General features: G+C 56.8%; 17 protein-coding genes, 1 pseudogene and 1 riboswitch. Of the genes and pseudogenes, 10 read left to right on the top strand and 8 right to left on the bottom strand.

The features are described from left to right. Positions 1-2: 2 nt before the first annotated feature. Genes FP026_RS04380 through FP026_RS04365 form a run of 4 tightly spaced genes read right to left on the bottom strand, consistent with a single transcriptional unit; the run spans position 3 to position 3,591 of the window. On the bottom strand, positions 3-821 hold the full coding sequence (locus FP026_RS04380) for an urea amidolyase associated protein UAAP1 (protein WP_149633399.1): 819 nt from the start codon (positions 819-821) through the stop codon (positions 3-5). A 2-nt stretch (positions 822-823) separates the two neighbouring features. Next, a complete protein-coding gene (locus FP026_RS04375; protein ID WP_149633398.1) occupies positions 824-1,645 on the bottom strand; it encodes an ABC transporter ATP-binding protein in 822 nt (273 codons plus the stop codon). Next, positions 1,642-2,460 (bottom strand): ABC transporter permease, encoded by an 819-nt coding sequence (locus tag FP026_RS04370; protein ID WP_149633397.1) that lies wholly within the window; start codon positions 2,458-2,460, stop codon positions 1,642-1,644. Before FP026_RS04370 ends, FP026_RS04375 begins: the two co-directional genes overlap by 4 nt. 57 nt (positions 2,461-2,517) lie before the next feature. Then, positions 2,518-3,591, bottom strand: a complete 1,074-nt coding sequence (locus FP026_RS04365) for a putative urea ABC transporter substrate-binding protein (RefSeq protein WP_149633396.1) — start codon at positions 3,589-3,591, stop codon at positions 2,518-2,520. A 74-nt stretch (positions 3,592-3,665) separates the two neighbouring features. Then, positions 3,666-3,779: riboswitch (guanidine-I (ykkC/yxkD leader) on the bottom strand. Positions 3,780-4,163: 384 nt separating this feature from the next. Between FP026_RS04365 and FP026_RS04360 the strand changes: the two genes are divergently transcribed. The 5 genes and pseudogenes from FP026_RS04360 (at position 4,164) to FP026_RS30905 (ending at position 6,771) form a co-directional block, all read left to right on the top strand. Beyond that, on the top strand, positions 4,164-4,373 hold the full coding sequence (locus tag FP026_RS04360; RefSeq protein WP_149633395.1) for a cold-shock protein: 210 nt from the start codon (positions 4,164-4,166) through the stop codon (positions 4,371-4,373). 416 nt (positions 4,374-4,789) lie between these two features. After that, a pseudogene (gene rpsU / locus FP026_RS04355) lies at positions 4,790-4,888 on the top strand (30S ribosomal protein S21); the annotation flags it as partial. Between the two features lie 55 nt (positions 4,889-4,943). Beyond that, positions 4,944-5,147, top strand: a complete 204-nt coding sequence (locus FP026_RS04350) for a hypothetical protein (RefSeq protein ID WP_149633394.1) — start codon at positions 4,944-4,946, stop codon at positions 5,145-5,147. Between the two features lie 307 nt (positions 5,148-5,454). Further along, complete coding sequence (locus FP026_RS04345) at positions 5,455-5,664, top strand: cold-shock protein (RefSeq protein WP_149633393.1); 210 nt, start codon at positions 5,455-5,457, stop codon at positions 5,662-5,664. Between the two features lie 798 nt (positions 5,665-6,462). After that, positions 6,463-6,771 carry a DUF982 domain-containing protein gene (locus FP026_RS30905; protein ID WP_149633392.1) on the top strand — a complete coding sequence of 103 codons (309 nt, stop codon included), beginning with the start codon at positions 6,463-6,465 and terminating at the stop codon, positions 6,769-6,771. Positions 6,772-6,855: 84 nt separating this feature from the next. On the opposite strand, the gene FP026_RS04335 is transcribed toward FP026_RS30905, so the two are convergent. From FP026_RS04335 to serA, 4 genes are all read right to left on the bottom strand, one after another. Continuing rightward, positions 6,856-7,053 carry a hypothetical protein gene (locus tag FP026_RS04335; protein ID WP_149633391.1) on the bottom strand — a complete coding sequence of 66 codons (198 nt, stop codon included), beginning with the start codon at positions 7,051-7,053 and terminating at the stop codon, positions 6,856-6,858. Between the two features lie 417 nt (positions 7,054-7,470). Continuing rightward, entirely contained in the window at positions 7,471-8,679 is a 1,209-nt protein-coding gene (locus FP026_RS04330) for an MFS transporter (protein ID WP_149633390.1), read from the bottom strand. 36 nt (positions 8,680-8,715) lie between these two features. Then, entirely contained in the window at positions 8,716-9,726 is a 1,011-nt protein-coding gene (locus FP026_RS04325; RefSeq protein ID WP_188112492.1) for an AraC family transcriptional regulator, read from the bottom strand. A gap of 158 nt (positions 9,727-9,884) precedes the next feature. Then, on the bottom strand, positions 9,885-11,123 hold the full coding sequence (gene serA / locus FP026_RS04320) for a phosphoglycerate dehydrogenase (RefSeq protein ID WP_149633388.1): 1,239 nt from the start codon (positions 11,121-11,123) through the stop codon (positions 9,885-9,887). Positions 11,124-11,608: 485 nt separating this feature from the next. On the opposite strand from serA, the gene FP026_RS04315 reads away from it, so the two are divergent. The 5 genes from FP026_RS04315 to FP026_RS04295 all read left to right on the top strand — a co-directional run bounded on the left by FP026_RS04315 (position 11,609) and on the right by FP026_RS04295 (position 19,077). Then, entirely contained in the window at positions 11,609-12,667 is a 1,059-nt protein-coding gene (locus FP026_RS04315; protein ID WP_149633387.1) for an HD-GYP domain-containing protein, read from the top strand. Positions 12,668-13,294: 627 nt separating this feature from the next. Continuing rightward, entirely contained in the window at positions 13,295-14,998 is a 1,704-nt protein-coding gene (locus tag FP026_RS04310; RefSeq protein ID WP_149633386.1) for a putative bifunctional diguanylate cyclase/phosphodiesterase, read from the top strand. Positions 14,999-15,041: 43 nt separating this feature from the next. Beyond that, positions 15,042-15,548: a ubiquinone biosynthesis methyltransferase UbiE gene (locus tag FP026_RS04305; RefSeq protein ID WP_149633385.1), complete on the top strand. Its 507-nt coding sequence runs from the start codon at positions 15,042-15,044 to the stop codon at positions 15,546-15,548. After that, positions 15,545-16,720 (top strand): class I SAM-dependent methyltransferase, encoded by a 1,176-nt coding sequence (locus FP026_RS04300; RefSeq protein WP_149633384.1) that lies wholly within the window; start codon positions 15,545-15,547, stop codon positions 16,718-16,720. Before FP026_RS04305 ends, FP026_RS04300 begins: the two co-directional genes overlap by 4 nt. Then, positions 16,717-19,077, top strand: a complete 2,361-nt coding sequence (locus FP026_RS04295; RefSeq protein ID WP_149633383.1) for a SpoIIE family protein phosphatase — start codon at positions 16,717-16,719, stop codon at positions 19,075-19,077. Before FP026_RS04300 ends, FP026_RS04295 begins: the two co-directional genes overlap by 4 nt. The last annotated feature ends 4 nt before the right edge of the window (positions 19,078-19,081 follow it).

The following is a 19,081-nucleotide window of genomic DNA, read 5'->3' as shown; positions in this document are numbered from 1 at the left end:
GCTTAAAGATTGGCGAAGGCATTGTTTTCAAAGCCGCGCACGGCTTCGGCGGTGGCGGTACGGCACAGATCGTCGAGGGGGATGGCCTGGGCAGCCAGGCGGCTGATGACGATTGGCTTCGGCGCGTAGTGCGGGTTTGGATCGAGCGGATGCGGGCAATTGGAAAAGCCGACGATCATATTCATCTCGGCGCGAAGATTGACGTAATCGCCGTCATGCAGAAGTTCCGGCTTCCAGGCGAACCTGCCGTCCGCATCGACCCGGACCGGGGCAAAAAGCGTGAAGGCGGCGGGAATATCGCGCCGATCCAAACCTGCTTTCGTCGCGAGCAAGATGAAATTATCGCGGCTGTTGCGCTGGCCTTGGCCATATTTTGCCTCGTTGGAGGCGGCGGTGGAGCCTCCCATCAGGCAATCATGGGCGCCGGAGGAATCTTCCGTGACCGAGAACATGACACGGCCCATGTCGGAGAAGATCACGCGGCCCTTCGACAGCGCGGTGGTCCATTGCATTTTGACGGTATCGACGAGGTTCAGCCGCTCGCTCGGATCCGCCGCGTTCCAGGCGATCAGCGACACGGCGGAAAAGCCATGCTCCTGCGCGATGCGCAGCGTCTCACCCGCCCTGATGCGTGTCGACCAGTACCAGCCGCCGGGGACGGTCTCCCGGTGGAGGACAAGGGCGGGGTCGATCGGCGGGGCGGGAAGCGGGCTTGGCGCCGGCAATGCCTTTGGCGCGAATTCCAGCCCCTTCCTTTGATGGTCTTCATACCGCGCTCGATTGGCGGCGATTTCTTCTGGCGAACGTCTGACGTGCTGCATGGCTAAATATCTCCCGACGGTGCCAGGTCGTCCCGGCGGTGCCCCAGGGAAGAGACCGGGCCGTCCCGGTCGGGGCCAAAGATCAAGGCTGCGCCGGCAATGCGCGGCGGCCAGATGGAAATGTCCTTGGTAATGGTCGCGCCATAGCGTTCCTTCTCCTCGGGCCTGTCGCGGCGGCGGTCGAAGGCGACGACGCGGGTCGCAAGCGTGAAGGCCTCGCGCATGTCATGGGTCACCATGACCACGGTCATCTGCGTCTCGTGCCAAAGGCGCTTCATCAACGTATGGATTTCGGCGCGGATGCCGGGATCGAGCGCACCGAACGGCTCGTCGAGCAGCAGCACCTTCGGCCGCATGATGAGCGCCTGCGCAAGGGCGAGGCGCTGCTGCATGCCGCCGGAAAGCTGGGCCGGATACTTGTTCTCGGCGCCGGCAAGGCCGACTTCGGCAAGAAGCCCGCGCGCTTCATCGATGGCGCTGCGCCGCGCTGAACCGAAAAGCCGTGCCTTGTAGCGCGAGGCGGCAAGCTCCTTGCCGAGCAGCACGTTGCCGAGCGCGGTCAGGTGCGGAAAGACTGAATAGCGCTGGAAGACCACGCCGCGATCCGCGCCAGGTTCCGAGGGCAGGGCGGTGCCATCGAGCAGGATCGTACCGCGCGTCGGCTGTTCCTGTCCCAGCAGCATGCGCAGGAAGGTCGACTTGCCACAGCCAGAGGGGCCGACGAGCGCAACGAACGCGCGGGAGGCGACCGTCAGCGAGACATCCTCGAGCACGATCTGGTCGCCATATTCCTTCCAGACTTTTTCGATTTTGAGCTCGCTCATGCCTGCTTCTCCAGTTCGGACCAGGGGAAGACGGCGATGCGGATGCGATCGAGCAGGTAGTTCATGAGCACGGCAAGCAGCGTGATCCAGACGACATAGGGAAAGATCACGTCCATCGAGAGATAGCGGCGAACGAGGAAAATGCGGTAGCCGAGGCCGGAATCGGACGAGATCGCTTCGGCGGCGATCAGGAACAGCCAAGCCGGGCCGAGCTGCAGCCTGAGGCAGGTTATCAGCCGCGGCAGGATCTGCGGCAGCACGACGCGAAGGGCGATCTGCCAGGAGGAGCCGCCAAGCGTCTCGGCCTTGACGATCTGTTCGCGCGGCAGTTCCAGCGCCTTCAGGGCCAGATCGCGGATCATCGTCGGCGCGACGCCGATGACGATGAGGGCGATCTTCGACGTCTCGCCGAGGCCCATGACGATGAAGAGGATCGGCAGCAGCGCGAGCGGGGGCACCATGGAAATGACGGCGACGAAGGGGGACAGAAGCGCCCTCAGATAGGGCAGCATGCCGATCAGCATGCCCAGGCAAAGCGCGATCGCCGTCGATATGCCAAGACCGGACAGCAGCCGGACGAGGCTTGCTCCTGTATCGGACCACAGGAGGTAATCTCCCGTGCGCGGATCGGCGACGAAGGCCATGCGGTTGATGGCGTCGGCAAAGCCGGCGAAATTGGGAAGCAGCTTGTCATTGGCGTTTTCGGCAAGCCTTGCGGCGGAACCGATCGCATAGGCAATGATCAGCAGCGCAAAGGGTAAGAGCGTCAAGGCAAGCCGCGCACCAGGGCTTGGCTTCGTATTGATCCAACGCATGAAAGGCTCCGCGGAAGGAAGGCTGGCGGCGCGCTCGCGCCGCCCTATGGAAAAGGCTCAGAGCAAGCCGTCGGCGGCTGACTTCATGTAGGTCTCGGTGAAGCGAAGCTTGATGTTCTTGCTATCGCCAAGCACCTTGCCGTCGGGCATTTCGATGCCGATGACATCGGCAGAAGGAGCACCATTGCCGAGCAGCCCCTTCTGGAAGAGGAAGTTGCGCACCAGGTCCATGGTCTTCGGCAGGCTCGGCGAGGTGGTGAAGGTGAGCGCATCTGCGGGCTTGTCGAAAAGGCGGGTCGCAGCGAGCTGCGCCTCGAAACCTTTGAGGTCGGTGCCCGACGCCGTGCCCATTGCCTCGCGAGCAGCCTTACCCTCCGGCGTGTCGGCTTTCGTGAGCGCGGCCGTTTCATACCAGATGCCGGCGAGCGCCTTGCCGAAATTCGGGTTGTCCTTCAGCGCATTGCTGTTGGCGACCATCAGATCGATAATCTCGCCCGGTACCTGCGAACTGTCGAAGACTTTCTTGGCGGTGGGATCCTCGAGAATAGTCGAAACAAGTGGGTTCCAGGTGACAACAGCCGAAACGTCAGGCGTCTTATAGGCCGCGACCATATCGGCATCCGAGGTATTGACGACCTTCACGTCGCGTTCGCTGAGCTTGATGCCGTCGAGCGCGCGCGCCAGCAGATAGTGCGAGACGGAATATTCGACGAGGTTGACGTTCTGGCCCTTGATGTCGGCGAGGTCTGCCTTGTCCTTGAGGATGACGGCGTCATTACCGTTCGAGAAGTCCCCGACGATGACGGCCGTCGTGTCGACGCCGCCGGCCGCTGGAATGGAGAGACCATCCATGTTGGTGAGCGTCACCGCGTCGAAGGCGCCGGCCGTATATTGGTTCATCGACTCGACATAGTCGTTGAACTGCGTGACCTCGATGTTGATCCCGTATTTGTCAGCCCATTTCTTGACGATGCCGTGGTCGGCGGCATAGCCCCAGGGCATCCAGCCGACATAGATCGACCAGGCAACCTTGAAGCTGGTTTTGGGAGCTGCGCTGGCGACGGAACCGAGCCCGAGGACCAACGACATGGACAGAGCTGTGACGGAAAGGATTTTCGAAAACGTCTGCATTGAAATTCCCCTTTTGCTTTTTTCAAAAAGGGATCGGCAAAGACCATCGCGCCGCCAATCCCTTGGCTTACGAGGTCTCCCGGGCTTTTATCCCGCCGTGCATCCGGTGGGATTTCTCCCCCAGCCGGTGGTAGCTCTCGGACCAGCCACGCTCGCAATGGAGCGCCGGAACCCTAGCCACCAACTCGGATAATACGACGCAAGTGGCGTGCCAGATTGCAACCTATTGATTTTATTTGAGGAAGGCGCTGTGCTGTTGGTGAAAAATTGAGCAATCCGGAAATTTGCGCGAAGAATATGCAATTTTGATGAGCGCGCTGGTCTTGGACAGCAGGGACAATGAACGATCACGGAGATTCTCTTGATATCAGGATGTCGGCGACATTGCCGTTCGTCGATTAAACTGGTCCGGGCGTTGCAAAATCAGAAATTGAGCCTATATTGGTCATGTCGACCATTGCTTGTGATGTCGCTCAAGAGCCGCAGGGCTCGCCGGATTTCCTCTCAAATAATCGATCTGATCCCGCAAGGTATCGCGGGAACCACGGCAATTGCCTCGAAAGGAAATCATCATGGCTACAGGCACCGTAAAATGGTTTGATGCCGGCAAGGGATTTGGTTTCATCCAGCCCGATGACGGCAGCACGGACGTATTCGTTCATATATCCGCTTTGGAGCGCGCCGGACTGCGCGCACTGAAGGATGGCCAGAAAATTGCATATGATCTTGTTCAGGATCGTAAAACCGGCAAAAGTTCCGCCGACAATCTTCAGGCGGTTTGAATTTGTCATTCTTTCTCGCTGACCACGGATGTACTGGCAGTAGAATTGAATGACTATGAGAGGTCGGGGTAACGCCCGGCCTTTTGTTTTTTGTCTGGCGGAGAACCATATGCGAAATCAACGCCTGAAGCCCGGCGACACTATCAAGTTGAAGCCCCGTGCTCTTGGAAATGCCCATCCAACCGGGGTCGGTCATATTCTCTCCTGTCTACCCGAGGAGAAAGGCCTGGTTCGTTACCGCGTTCAATTCGAGAACGAGACCTTCGAGCGTAGCATCGGACTAGATGACATTGATGTCAGTATCCTGCCGCCGCCGGATGAGAGAGGAGCAACAATAGGCGGAATCGGATCCAGTTGGGTGAACTCGCAAGCCATTCGGGCCGGAAAAACAGCAGTAGCAACCGCAGGGAGCCGTTCTGCAGGTAAGCGTCATAGATAACAATGTCGATCAGGCCCTTCGCGTTCTGAAGAGAAAGACGCAGCGAGAAGGTCTCCTCGCTTCTCCCAAGCGAAAGGTTCGGTAACCGATCATTCCCTGTCTCAATATCGAAGCCATCAGAAGGAGCAAGCATGACTGCGACAAAGGACGTTTTCTTCAAGCCGGCAAAGATTTCCGCCCAGGCGAAGGCTGACCTTACGACATCTGCAGCCAGAAATATTCTCGCAGCCGAAGAGGCTGCGCGTCATAAAAAGACGGAGAAGCTTCGAGCTTTACGGCTGGCTCAGCCAGTTGTGGAGGCTGCAAAGCAAAAGAAAATGAAGAAATCGAAATAGATTTCAGCTGTTCGCCACGCTATTTCCAGTGTTGATAGCGTTTCTGTCAATTTTATTGGCAGGACGTTGACGTTTATCACTATAATTATAATAATCTATATTTTTAAATTAAGACGGCTTCCAAGTTTATGGGAAAGTCACCTTATTCTGAACGCAAATTTCTCATACGTTATTTTTCATCGGATTTGCTTCGTTAGCTCCGTTTGTGCGCGCACGCGCATATGCTGATCTCTCCTCTCAAGCTCGATCGTTGATGGCGCGCACAACGCGGGCATCGCTAATTCCATGCGATTGAAAGGACATCGTCATGACCAAAGGCATCGTAAAATTCTTCAATATCAATAAGGGGTTCGGCTTTATTGCACCGAGCGACGGATCGCCGGACGTGTTCGTCCATATCTCCGCAATAGAGCAGTCTGGCATGTCAGTGCTTCTGGAAGGTCAGTCGGTCACTTTCGAGCTGGTGAGAGACGCGCGCAGCGGCAAGAATGCTGCGCAGAATCTGGCATCTGCATAGTTAGAGAAGCAATCGGCTCGCGCCTGCTTTGACTGCGCATGTATCGGCACGGATTGCGAACCTCTTTGAAAGGCCGGGCATTCCCCCGGCCCTTTTTGTTTTGGAGAAACATAATGACGAAAACAAATGCAGAGAAGCTTCTTCGACAAGCGCTGCGCCAAGTAAACAACACGAGCGGCGGCGGACATCTCGGAGGCACGAATTTCGGGCAGGCCTTTGACGCGAAGACATCGTCCAGCAAGAACAGAAATGACAAATCTCGCAAGCCACAGCGCACGAAATAGCCTTAAATGGGGAGCGATGATGTTTCTTCAGCGTCGCTTTCATCTGGTCGCTACCAGAATGTGAGTGTCGCTTCAGCGGCGGCGGTGTTCTTGCAAGGACGGATGTTTCCGGCAGCTGCGCAAGTTGGCTGAAACATCGGGCGCGTGCCGCTTTGCGCAACGTGGAGGAAACAGCCATGCATGTCCAAAATTCTATCGTCCCGCCCGACCTGGGAGCGCGACACCCTGATGCGACTAGTATGGGAGCAATCGGCCCTCCGGATTTGGCAACCTCCGATGAGGCATCCAGACAAGCTTATGAGCGTGGCGGCAACGCTGGCATGCGGGAGAAGCAAGATGAAGAAAATCCATATCCAGAAGGATGCGTGCTCGCGAAAGCCTTTGAGCACGGCTATCTCGACGGCCAAAAGGCGCGGCGATAGCACGATGATTTGCAAGGCCGGCCTCGCAAGAAGCTAATCTGAAAGATCGCGCTTTCGTTCCCATCCTTTTAGATGGGGCGGTGATACTGGCAATGAGGGCAGAGGTTTTCCCCTTCGCCATCGCGAGGAGGAAGTCAATGGGCTCTGTCATCAGCGTGGGATTTTCTCTTACTTGGGAGACGCCGGTCCTCATTCATCAGGGGGACATCTGTATCAGGTCTGTAGACGGCCCAAGGGAGGCGTTGCGATATCTACAGCGAGATTTTGATCAACACTCAGGTCAGCTTTATTGGAATGCTGTCTATTCCTGCATGAGGGCGCTTCGACATCGATCCGCCCCCGAGCTCGCCCGACAATGTTTTATTATCGCTTGTGACAATGCATCGATCGATGTCAGCTAGGCCGGTGCTATTCGATCGACTGCTCGATAGTCAAAGATTGTTGTTTCGAGATATAGCCACTGGAAGTTTCGTGGGGCGTCAACCTCACTTCTGATCCCTGATAATGCGGCGAGCGGCATCTTTTTCGTTGAGGATGGCACAGAAGACACGTGCTTCCTTCTCTGGCAAGTTCTCAAGTGCCCAAGTTGAAGGCTTCGCCGGCATGCCTGTAAACAGATCATAAACAGTCCAGGACAAATCCATCTCACGGCGCACGGCATATCGTCTTGTGTTTGTCGCCATCGCATCCCTCTTGAAGGATGGCAACGGCCGAACCGGTCTTGCGTACATCGATCACTTCCACAATACCACGCAACAGTCGACTAGTCTGCGGTCGTAAGATTGATCGATAGTCATCGCGCCGGGACGCCTGCGCAGGAACGACGGCATTGTACTAATTATTGGAGTGAAGCTCCCGCCTTTCACGTTCGGATCGCGAAGCAATCATAGTCCACAACCCAGAGAAATTGCAGGACCCAGCGTTCAGATTGGGTCAACTGCAACCGCCCAGGCCACCGACGATCGCCGGTGGCCTCATATCCAGTGCGCGGCAAGAGCGTCACTCGGCTCGGCATACATTTCCCACTCAGCGCTTACAGATGCGAAGGCTCATAGCATCTTCAGTCCGATTGCGTTTGCCTCTCAGTGCAGAAGCAAAGATCAGCTGCGAGGTTGCGTCAGCGCCAAGGCGACCGTCGATGCAGCTAGGACGGCGGTAAGCGTCAGGGGTCCAACGGCGCCGTAGCGGTCGACGATATAGCCGCCGAAAACCGCGCCGATACTGATGGCGACCTGGAAAGAGACGACCATCAGGCTGCCCGCCGCCTCCAGAGCGTCGGCCGCCCCGCGGGAAAGATTGGTCGGCAGTACCACCGGTGCCATGCCGAAAGCGAAGCCCCAAAGCATGACGAGCCCGAACGCAATGCCGGTTTGAGCGCCCCAAAGCACCAAAGCAAGGGCAGCAAACGCCATTAGCGCCGCCGTGACAGCGAGTGCGAAGCGGATGCTGGCGTCGGCCATGCGGCCACCGGCGACATTGCCGATCACGGAGGCGGTGCCAAATCCAAGCAGCGCCAGGGCGATCGATCTGGTTTCAAGGAGCGTCACCTGTTCGAGGAAGGGGCGCACATAAACCGAGCCGGCAAAATGGCCCGTCATCAGCAAAAGAATAGCAAGCATTCCCAGTTGAACGGTACGCCGCCGTGTCAGCCGGAAAACATCGACGAGACTGTTGCTGGTGCTTGCAGGCAATGTCGGCAAGCTGAGTACCTGCAGCAGCATGGCAAGCGCGGCTAGCCCGGCGGTCATCGCCATCGCTGCGCGCCATCCCAGCCAGTCGCTGATCAAAGCGCCGAGCGAGGGTGCAGCTATGGTGGCGAGCGAGACGCCGAGGGTGACGATAGCCATGCCCCGACCTGTCGCATTGGCGCCGACCAGCCTTGCCACGACGGCAACTGAAAGCGCCCAGAAACCGCTCAGCGCGATGCCCAGCCCGGCCCGGGCCAACAGCAATAACCAAAAATCTGTCGCCAATGATGCAAGAACATTGGAACCGATCGCCAACGCGCTGAGGCCGACCAACACCGTTTTGCGGTTCAGTCTGCCGATGAGAACATTGCTCAATAGGGCAGTGACAGCGCCGACGGAAGCGGTAGCGGTGACGACCTGTCCGGCTGTTCCCTCGGTAATCCCGAGATCGTGGGCCAATGGGGTCAACAGGCCCGCCGGCAGGAATTCCGCCGATACCAGCGCAAAACTGGTGGCCGCCATTGAAAGAACGGCAAACCAGGTCGCCGCGCTCCATGTGGACGGTTCAGGGGTATCCGGGTCAATTGCTACCCCATCAAGCTGTGATGTTGTGTCCGTCATAGGTATCTCCTTGAGTTGGGAGAGGTCATAGACGAACTATTCAGGACGGTATGTGTCCAAAAATCCGAAATCCATGTCTATTCGTCCGGAACTTGTGCGACGCACAACGCCCGGTGAGACGTTCGTGATGCGTTTGAAGGCGCGAGCGAAGGATGCCTCGGATTCATAACCCAACCGTGAAGCAACTTCGGCAACCGACATGCCGCCTTGCCCCAACAACTCGCGAGCAAGCTGCATCCGCAAACGGGCGAGGTAATGGGCTGCGCCTTCTCCTAACATGGCGTTGAAGCGCTCGGCGAAGATCGAACGCGACTGACCTGCCAAGCCGGCGAGGCGTTCGAGAGTCCAGTTACGGCCGGGGTCCTTGTGCATGGCCGCCAACACACGACCGACGTGGGGATCGCGGATGGCGGCGAGCCAGCCGGTGGTCGAGGCGCCGCTGCAGTTGACCCAGCAGCGGATAAGCCGCGCTGCGAGCAAGTCCGCCATACGCGATAAGACGGTCGCGCTCCCCATCTGGGGCTGTGTCGCCTCAACCGACATGGCCGCCAGCAGTGGGCCGACGATCGGGTCATTGCCGGCTACATCGCAGCCCTTGATGATTGGCGGCATCAAGGCGATCAAAGGATTAAGCGCATGCGCTCCCAAAGCCATGGAGCCGCAGAAGAGGGTGCTAGTTGCACCCGTTCCGTCCCGCACCACGTCGCATACGTTGCTCCCCAATCTTGTTACCTGGCAGCTCTTGCGCGAGTCGCCCTCAACATCTGGCGCGCTGGCCAGCCGATGTGCGATGCCTTGTGGCAGCAGAACCAGATCGCCATCGTTCAATTCCTGCCATCCTTGGGCTTCGGTATGGATCCAGCACGGACCCTGGCTGACAAAGTGAAAACGAAGCAGCTGTTGTTGCGGAAAGGCGATGCTCCAGGGGTGCCTAAGTTCGCAGCGTCCATAGTTGACGCCACTCAAGCGAAAGTCTTGCAGGACTTCGCTGAGGGCATCCATTGGGACATTTGACGGCGACAACGGTCGAGACGAATGATCAAGCATTGAGCCAATTTAGGTCTCAAGCGTCCGGCATTCAAGCAGGTTGGCGACGCGTCACGATTGGTTTTCACGATTCCGATAATCATATTGATGAGCGTCTCCACCAGTTGCGCGATAAAACTACGCGAGGACAGGTGGAAAATGCCAATTTCAAACCGGTGTCAGTAAACCAATCGAGCTCTTATCGTTCCCGGAATCTGGCGAAGCGCGTCAAGTATATCATTCGCTTTTGGCCCAACGCCTTCGACTTCAATAACCACGTAACCTGTTTCGCCGTGCGTTTGCAGGAACTCGCCGACGATATTCAGTCCGCGCGACGAAAAAATCGTATTCAGACTGTTCAGGATACCCGGGCGATTTTCATGAACATGGATGAAGCGCGTGCCGTTTGGACGCGGCGGCAATTGAACCTGCGGAAAATTGACCGCGCCCAGCGTCGAGCCGACATCGGAATATTCGACGAGCTTCCTGGAAACCTCCCTTCCAATGCGTTCCTGGGCTTCTTCGGTCGACCCGCCGATATGCGGAGTTAGGATCACATTGTCCAAACCCTGCAGCGGTGTTTCGAAACGTTCCTTGTTCGATGCCGGCTCTTTGGGGAACACGTCGACCGCCGCGCCTGCGAGATGTCCCTCTTTCAAAACCTTCGCAAGGGCTTCGAGATCGACCACGGTGCCACGGGAATTGTTGATGAAAAAGGCTCCCTTTTTCATTCTGCGCAGCTCGGCCTCAGTGATCATGTTTTGCGTCGAACTGGTTTCCGGAACATGCATCGTCACGAAGTCTGAGATTTCGAGGAGCTCACCGAGCGAAGCCATGGATTCTGAATTGCCGTGGCGAAGCTTGTCTGAAGGATCAAAATAGCGAACGTTCATGCCCATGCTTTCGGCAAGAACGCTTAGCTGCGAGCCGATGTTGCCGTAGCCCACGATACCAAGCGTTTTCCCGCGCATCTCGCGACTACCTTCGGCGGATTTGTCCCATCCACCCTCATGAGCAGAAGCCGAACGCGGGAAAATCCGCCTTGTCAGCATGATGATTTCGCCGATGACAAGCTCGGCAACCGAGCGCGTATTCGAATAGGGGGCGTTGAACACCGGGATCCCGCGTCGGCGGGCCGCATCCAGATCCACCTGATTTGTCCCCACGGAAAAACAGCCGACGGCCATGAGCTTCTTGGCGGAGCTGAAAATTTCCTCTGTGAGCTGCGTGCGTGAACGAATTCCGACAATATGCGCTTCGGCTATATGACTTTTGAGGTCCTTGTCATCGAGGGCTTTCGGCAAATGAGTGAGATTGACGTAGCCCGATGATACAAAGTAGTCCACCGCGCTCTGGCTGATCCCTTCCAACAGAAGGACGGAAATCCGATCACGCGGAAGAGAAAGCTGTCTGGTCATTGAATTGCCTTTGATTTCCAAATTTGATTAGGCCGAGGTCGCTCATCGACGACAAAATCTCACAGCCACCATAACGTGACTTAGCGACCATCCAATGGACAGTGCAAGAACAAACTCAAGTCCGTCGCCGCGTGCTGACCTGTGCTCTGATCAGTATCCGCCATGAGGGGCCGATCCTATGATGCTGAGACCTGATTTACCGATAATAGCAGCCACGCTGTATCCAATCTTGGAGGCAGGTCTGCCGATGAAGCAGCAAAGAGCTCCGCGAAATCAGGAACTGGTTGCCGAGCAAGTTGCACAAATTTCGCCGGTTAATTTCAAACTCTATCAGTCTATAGTGCATATTTCCAAGTTTATATTCAAAATATCTTATTAAAATTGCAAAATTTGTAGTATTAAAATTTATAACTATCGATTGAATTTAGATGTGAATTGATGATTTCATCATTCTGATAATATTTCATAAAATATGGCGCGACATTATGGATAATTATTGTTACAATGGCCAGAATCGTAGCTTGTTTCTTGTGAATGATATTTACTGGGCATTCAGAGTTTTTAACGGCTGGCAGGCAGTTCCGGTGATGGAGAAAGTCGGATTACATCAGCTGGACACGAAAAACTTCGCAGGGAAGCGAGAACGCCCTGTGGATGAGGTTTTCAGCGGGATTGACGCCATGCCGAGGCCATCTCGCGTGGATATCAAGCCGACAGTGCAGCGGGAGGCAATGTGGATCGACCCGACGCAAGATGCGGATAGTGGCGCGGATGCTCTAAGGCCGATGAAGCCAACTGCACTTGGAATCGATGCCGACTTCCAATCATCCCACCGAGCAGAGCAGGTCAGACTGGCCAGGCAGTTGATCAAAGAAGCAATACCGGACGTTCGACATCTCTTTAATCGGGCGCGGCGTTATCACGACATCCAATATGATTTTGCCGGGAGAGTGGTAGGAAAACTTATGTCGCGGTCCTCGGCCGATGTTGTTGCGTTAATCGGTGCTGAAAAACCCGAAGGCGGTCAGGAGGGAACCCTCTTTCATTCGTTGGCCGTAAGCGCATCGGTGATCGCATTTGGCCGAGGTTTGGGATTGAACGAAGACACGGTAGGTCTTCTCGGTTTCGGCGGACTGCTGCACGACATCGGAAAAATGGCTTTGTCAACGAAGCTGCTGGAGACATCTGGTCCACTGGATGCCGCCGAACTCATGCTTATCCAGACACATCCAGAGTTGGGCCACGAGATGCTCAGGCAAATCGAGGGTATACCGAAAGTCGTTCTAGATATTTGCCTCTATCATCATGAGAGGTTCGATGGCTCCGGCTATCCATACGGGCTTGTCGGAGCCGAAATCCCCGAGGTTGCGCGCATCGCTGCAATCTGTGATGTGTATGACGCTCTTACGACCATGAGGCCATATAAGACCGCATGGTCTCCCTGCGAAGCAATCGATGCGATGCTCAGGTCAACCGGACAGTTCGACCCTGTGCTGTTGAACGCGTTCGTATCGTGGATAGCGAGCGACGGCGTCACCCAATAGATCAAAGGATCGCAGATAGGCAGCGTTGCGGCTGGATGGTGGCTGCGTTCAGCCGCGACAATTTCTGCGGCTGCCATTCTTCACCCGGTAAAGCGCGCGACCGCCTCGCGCAGGGGACCTCCGATCGAAGCACCGAAACAATCGCAAAGCGACACTTTCGCCCCTCTGATTGGCCACCTTGTCGCTCCCGCAAGTGCGCGCTGTCGAAGGAGGCCGCTCACCCGTTTCGTCCTGCTGCACTGCAATATCGCCGGGGGACAAAGTTGGACCGTGATCGCGACGATGAATTTCGGCAAGTATACGAGACAGGGCGAAGCATCGGAGGTGTAGAAGATCTGCAACCCAAACAATGTTCATGCGATAATGCAACTATGTTGTGTTCGGTAATGAAACAGGCCGATACTGCTGCCATTCTTTAATCGGTATATGAAGCAGCAGTCATTGCTAAATATGAAGATCTCGTAATATATTCGCTTAAAGCGGTTGCTACGTTCTGGTAAGTTACGACTCACGCCTGCTCGCTCGATGAGACTGCGATTGTTGATGCGCACACGCCGATGCGAACGGACTAGATCAAACTGGACAATGGCCGGATTTTGCGTGGCCGGCTTGGGAGGACGAGGCCCTATGCCCGAAAACCGAGTGGATCGGTCGCAGCGAATTCCATCTGGGTCCGAATCCGCCAACAGTTCAGAGGCGATGATTTCGCTTTGGGATCTCGATCTCAAACTGCTCGATTCCTCCAAGAAATTCAAAAAGCATATCGGTCTTGCGTCCCGGAACGAGATGACGTTGTGGGAAGCCTACCCGCTGCTTGCAAAACCGGCGCTTGCCGAGCTCATTCGTCAGGTAATCGATACCAGCGAACCCCGCACGATTCGGCTTGACGATCCCAGGCGGGGAAAATGCAACGTCCTCGTCTCCTATATCCGGGCAGGGCTTCTGATTGTCGAAACCAACGGCGCAAGCACGAAGGAGGCTCCGCCATCCGAAGATGATGAAAAAGCGCGGCTCATCCATCAAGCAACGCACGATGCCTTGACCGGATTACCCAATCGCCGTCAATTCAGCTCGGCACTGGCACAACTGCTTCCTGTGAGCGGCAAGATCGGGCCGGCGCTGATGCAGCTCGATCTGGATGATTTCAAGCCCGTCAACGACACGCTTGGCCACGGCGCCGGCGACATTGTGCTGAAACTCGCCGCCGAAAGAATCAAGCAAGCGCTCGGCCGGGGCGGAACTGTCTACCGTCTCGCCGGCGATGAATTCGCCGTTATCCAGGTTAGCCCGCAAGGGGCTTTCGAGCCAGAAAAACTGGCGAACGCGCTGGTTGCGGAATTCAAGAAGCCGTTCATGGTCAACGGCATCTCTCTTTTCGTTGGGGTTAGCGTAGGGGTCGCAATTGCACCGCGCGACGGCAATGAGGGGGAGCAGCTAATGAAGGCTGCTGATGTCGCCCTTTATGCCGCCAAGCAAGAGGGACGCCGGCGTGCGCGGACTTTCGATCCGGCCATGCTGATCGTGGTCGAGCAAAGGGAATTGCTGCGGCGCAGCCTGCGCGTGGCACTACAGCACGACGAGTTCTTCATCGAATATCAGCCGCTGGTGAAGCCTCCGTCCATTGTGGTCGGCTTCGAGGCGCTGCTGCGCTGGCGGCATCCGACCCTCGGAATCATTCCGCCGGCGGCTTTCATTCCCATGGCCGAAGCCGATGGTCTCATGCGGGAAATTGGCCAGTGGATGCTAGAAGAAGCCTGCCGCGAAGCCTTGGCATGGCCGGTGCACTATACGCTTGCGGTCAATCTTTCTCCTGCGGAGTTCCTGACGCAGGGCCTGACCGATCGCATCTCTCAAACACTCGATATTGTCGGATTTCCAGCCGAGCGCCTGGAACTGGAAATCACCGAAGGCGTGCTTCTCGAGCGGACGATTAACAATCTGGACACGCTGAACACGCTGAATGTGCTCGGCATTCAGATTTCCCTCGATGATTTCGGCACGGAATATTCCTCGCTCAGCTATCTCAAGAATTTTCCCTTCGATACGATCAAGATCGATCGCTACTTCATCAGGGATCTTCTGCAGGATACCAAAGGCCAAACCATTGTGCGCTCCGTGATTAGCCTCGCCCACGGCCTGGACATGCAAGTGACCGCAGAAGGTGTCGAAACGCAGCAGCAGGCAGCCTGGCTCCAGGCGGAGGGCTGCGACCGCTTGCAGGGCTACGGCATCAGCCCTCCGCTTAGCGCCGACAAGCTTGATGATTTCATAAGGCAGGGTACGCGCACTCAATCCGCCGCGACATTCGACGAATTTCACGCCAGCCCGTGAATTTCTGAAGTGTGTTTCATTCGGGATTTCTCGAGAGGGTACCATGAAAGTGCAAGTGGACGCGGCTTTCGAGCCATTGCTTGAACTGGAGATGGAGATGGCGACCCTGGTGGCGGACTGGTCGCATTGCGATCAATGCGCCGCTTATGTGGCTCGCATGGTCAGCCACGATCGCCACGATCCCATCCGCCATGCCAATCTGCTTTCGGCAGCTCTGAACGAGCTCTTCGAGATGTCGTTCCACACCAGGGAGAGTGACGGTGTTCTTAGCTGTCGGTTCTATCGAAATGGCACGATCGAACGGATCGAATTGTCCTTTCCCTGCACGGCCGAGCAACGCAATTCATATGAGACAATCGTCGAGCGCATTGGAAACGGCCAGGCGTTGGCAAACTATCTCGAGGTCATCACCGATGACGCTGCGCGTGTTGAGCATGCGATCCTTCTCGGCCTTGCCGTCAACTACGATGCCGACATCGAATTGCCTGATCAGGATACAGGAAAGATGACTTTCGTGGTGGATCTCGCGCTCGAAAGGCTACTCAATTGAGCAACCTCTCCTCTGGCCGTTTCACGGCGCAATTCGATGCCAATAATCAGGAATTCTCCCTGTCAGGGGTCCTCAGGCCGCATTCGGTTGCGGAGCTTGCCGATGATCTCGCGCTGCTGCGCAACGGCATCGAGACGGTGAACGGCGTCTGCTATGTCAACCTGAAGCGCGTCACCCACATGAACAACACGGCGTTCCGCGCCCTGACGCATGTACTCCTCGATGCCACGCGATCGAGGCCCGATCTCAAACTGACGGTCGTCGCTTCGAGCGTCGTTGCATGGGCATCGCGACTGTTTCGCCATTTGAGCGATCTGTCGCCCAACATCACCGTCGACATCTATGATTCCGCCTTCTATCCCGGGCAGACATTCGTTGAGAACCAGAACTTCATACCGATCCTCCGCACCCAGACGAAAATGACGTGGCGGCACGAGTGCGAGATACTGCCGCGGCATGGCCTTCGCGAGGGCTTGCATATCGCCGACATCTGTTGCGGCATCGGCGATTTCGCCATGCTGTTGCGAAAGGATTTCAAGCCGGCACGGATCGTGGCTCTCGACCATTCGATGCCCAGCCTCGAATATGCCCGCAAGGTGGCGGACGACTTCGGCGTCCAGGACATCGAATATACCTATGGCGATGCATCCCAGATGCTGTTCGACAGCGACCAGTTCGATTTCGTGACCTGCAGGCACTCATTGCAGATCTTCGACCGCCCGGATGTTCTGCTTCGGGAGCTCTATCGCATATGCAAGCCGGGTGGCAGGGTCTACATCACCAACGAGAAGAACTCCCATTGTCTTGGCGAACCCAGAGCCGACAGCATCCAATGGACCTATAACGAGGTCGCGAAGCTGTTCGCCCACTTCGATATGGATGTCGAAATGGGGCCCAAGGGTCGCCGCATGCTGCTGGACGCCGGTTTCAAGGATGTGCGGATGGAAAGTTTCATGGTTACCAATCTCGACGGCGAACCCCAGGACTTCGCCGACATCATCACGGCGTGGCAGAATGTCTATGCCGATGAAATGGCGGTCAGAAGAGGAGATTCGGCCGCATTCATCGAGCGATTCAAGCAAGGTTTCGCCGATCATATTTTTGCCGCGCTCCATCCAAGAGGCTATGCCGGCTGGCCGATCTGGGCTTCTTCGGGACAGAAACCGCTATGACAGACATGTCAATTGCCAAGCAACGGCTCGGGCTGCGCTCATTTCGTGCCAAGTTTCTGCTCGTCGTGGGGGGAGCGGTTCTGTTCGACCTCCTGGTCAGCGGTGGCCTTGCGCTGTGGAACGTGCAGCGCCTTTCGCGCAACGCCACGACCGAGGTGGGACAGGGTCTGGAGAAGGCGAGCCAGGATTACATTCGCTCCTATGCGGATTCGACCGCCGCAGAGGTCGGTCTGCTGATCAACCAGGTCCATTCCGATGTGAAGGCGCTGGCAGGCGTGCTTCAGGGACAGATCGATGATCCGGCGAGAAGTGTCGACGTCGGTGCTGCCATGAGCAGAGCCTCTCCAGGCGCCGTAACGGTGACCTACGACCCGGTTGGCCAATGGTCGCAAAACCCACCCGGCACGCCCTCGGTCATCAGCGTCTGGGGTTACCTGCTCGACAAGGATCATCATCCCCTGCCTCAGGTACAGGCCGACGTAGAATGGAGCGCGGTGCTCGATCTGGTAGCCCCTTCCTTGCTGCATAACGGCGCATCGAAGCTACAGATGTACTATATCGGCCCGAGGGAGCGCCCGATTTTCCGGACTGCGCCCTATACGACCCAGGCACAGACCTTCGACAAACTCTATCCCGGGCACAATAGCGCAGACTTCTGGACCTTCTTTTTTCCGGGGCTCTACGAATCCTGGCAGCAATGGGCCTCCAACCCGTCATCGCGCCCCGTTGCCGATTACATCACCCAGACGGCCCCCTATACCGACGCCATCACCGGCAAGCTGATCGTCAGCTTTTTTCATCCGCTCTGGACGCCGGATCGGCATCATTTGGCCGGCGCCGCCGGCGCCGATATCACGCTCACACAACTTGCCGAAATCGTTGAACACGTCAAAGTCGCCCAAACCGGCTTCGGCTTCCTCACTATGTCGAACGGAAACGTCGTCGCAATCAACCCGGTGGGCGAAAAGGTCATCGGCTTGCGCGCCGCCAGCGATGCTGCCGCCAAGGGGGTTACCGGCCTCGACCGATCCTTGCGCAACAGCATGCAGGCGGCCATCACCAAGCTGCCGCTCGACGCCGATGGTGCGATCCAGCACATTAGCCTCCGCGAACAGGGAGAGGACGTTCCCTATCTCGTGGTTGTCAAGCAATTGCCCCCGACCAATCTCTGGGTGGACGGACCGGTGCAACGCGAAGTCATGTCGCTGGGAATAGTGGTGCCTGAGCGCGAGATCTATGCTTCGCTCATTGCCGCCAAGGACGAGATATCGCGGGCGACCAACCGCATCCTGCTCTATCAGATCATGGCGGTGCTGGTGTCCCTGATCATCGTCACGGCCGCGGTGTTTGCTGCCTCGAAGCGCGTTACCAGCGGCATCAGTGCGCTGGCGAGCGCCGCCAAACGCATACAGGCGAAGGATTATTCGGTCAGGGTCGATATCTCGACCAGGGACGAGGTGGCGGAAGCCGGCATCGCATTCAACCGGATGGCGGAGGATATCAGCTTCCACACCGAAAACCTCGAAAACCTCGTTTCGGAGCGAACCAAGGAGATCGAGGCGGCCAAGGAAGAGATTTCAACCCTCAACAGTCAATTGAAGAACGAAAACCTGCGGCTGGGTGCGGAGCTCAATGTCGCCAGGCAGATCCAGCTCATGGTCCTGCCACGGGCCAAGGAGCTGACGGCCAACAAACATCTGGAGATAGCTGCCTATATGCGCCCGGCCGACGAAGTCGGCGGCGACTACTATGATGTTCTGCAGAACGGAAACAACCTGAAGATCGGCATCGGTGACGTGACCGGTCACGGGCTGGAGAGCGGCGTGCTGATGCTGATGGTGCAATCGATCGCCCGCGCCCTGCAGGAGGCAGGCGAGATGGATCCGGCAAAATTCCTGACCGATCTCAACCGCACAATCTTCAAGAACATCGAACGGACACGGACCGACAAGCATCTAACCTTGTCGTTCCTCGACTATGACGGCGAGAAACTGACGGTATCCGGTCAGCACGAAGACATGATCATTATTCGCCAGGATGGCAAGGTGGAGCGGATAGACACGGGCGATCTCGGTCTTCCGGTCGGCCTCGAGCTCGACATAGCTCCCTTTATCGATACGCGGCAAGTGCCCTTCGAGAAAGGCGACATGGTTATCCTGCACACCGACGGTGTCACCGAAGCGGAGAATTCAAAGGGCGAGCTGTTCGGCTTCGACAGGCTTTTGGAGGATGCCCGCCGCCTGCATGGCGGGACTGCGGAAGAGGTCGTCGAGGGCATACTCGACGATTTAATGACTTATATCGGGACCCATAAGATCCATGACGATATTACCCTGGTGGTGATGCGGCACAGGTGAGGAG

Source organism: Martinezella tropici, from assembly GCF_008370325.1.
Lineage (GTDB): Bacteria > Pseudomonadota > Alphaproteobacteria > Rhizobiales > Rhizobiaceae > Rhizobium > Rhizobium tropici_B.
The sequence above is the reverse complement of the archived record's forward strand: the minus strand, read 5'-3'. Positions and strand labels throughout refer to the sequence as shown.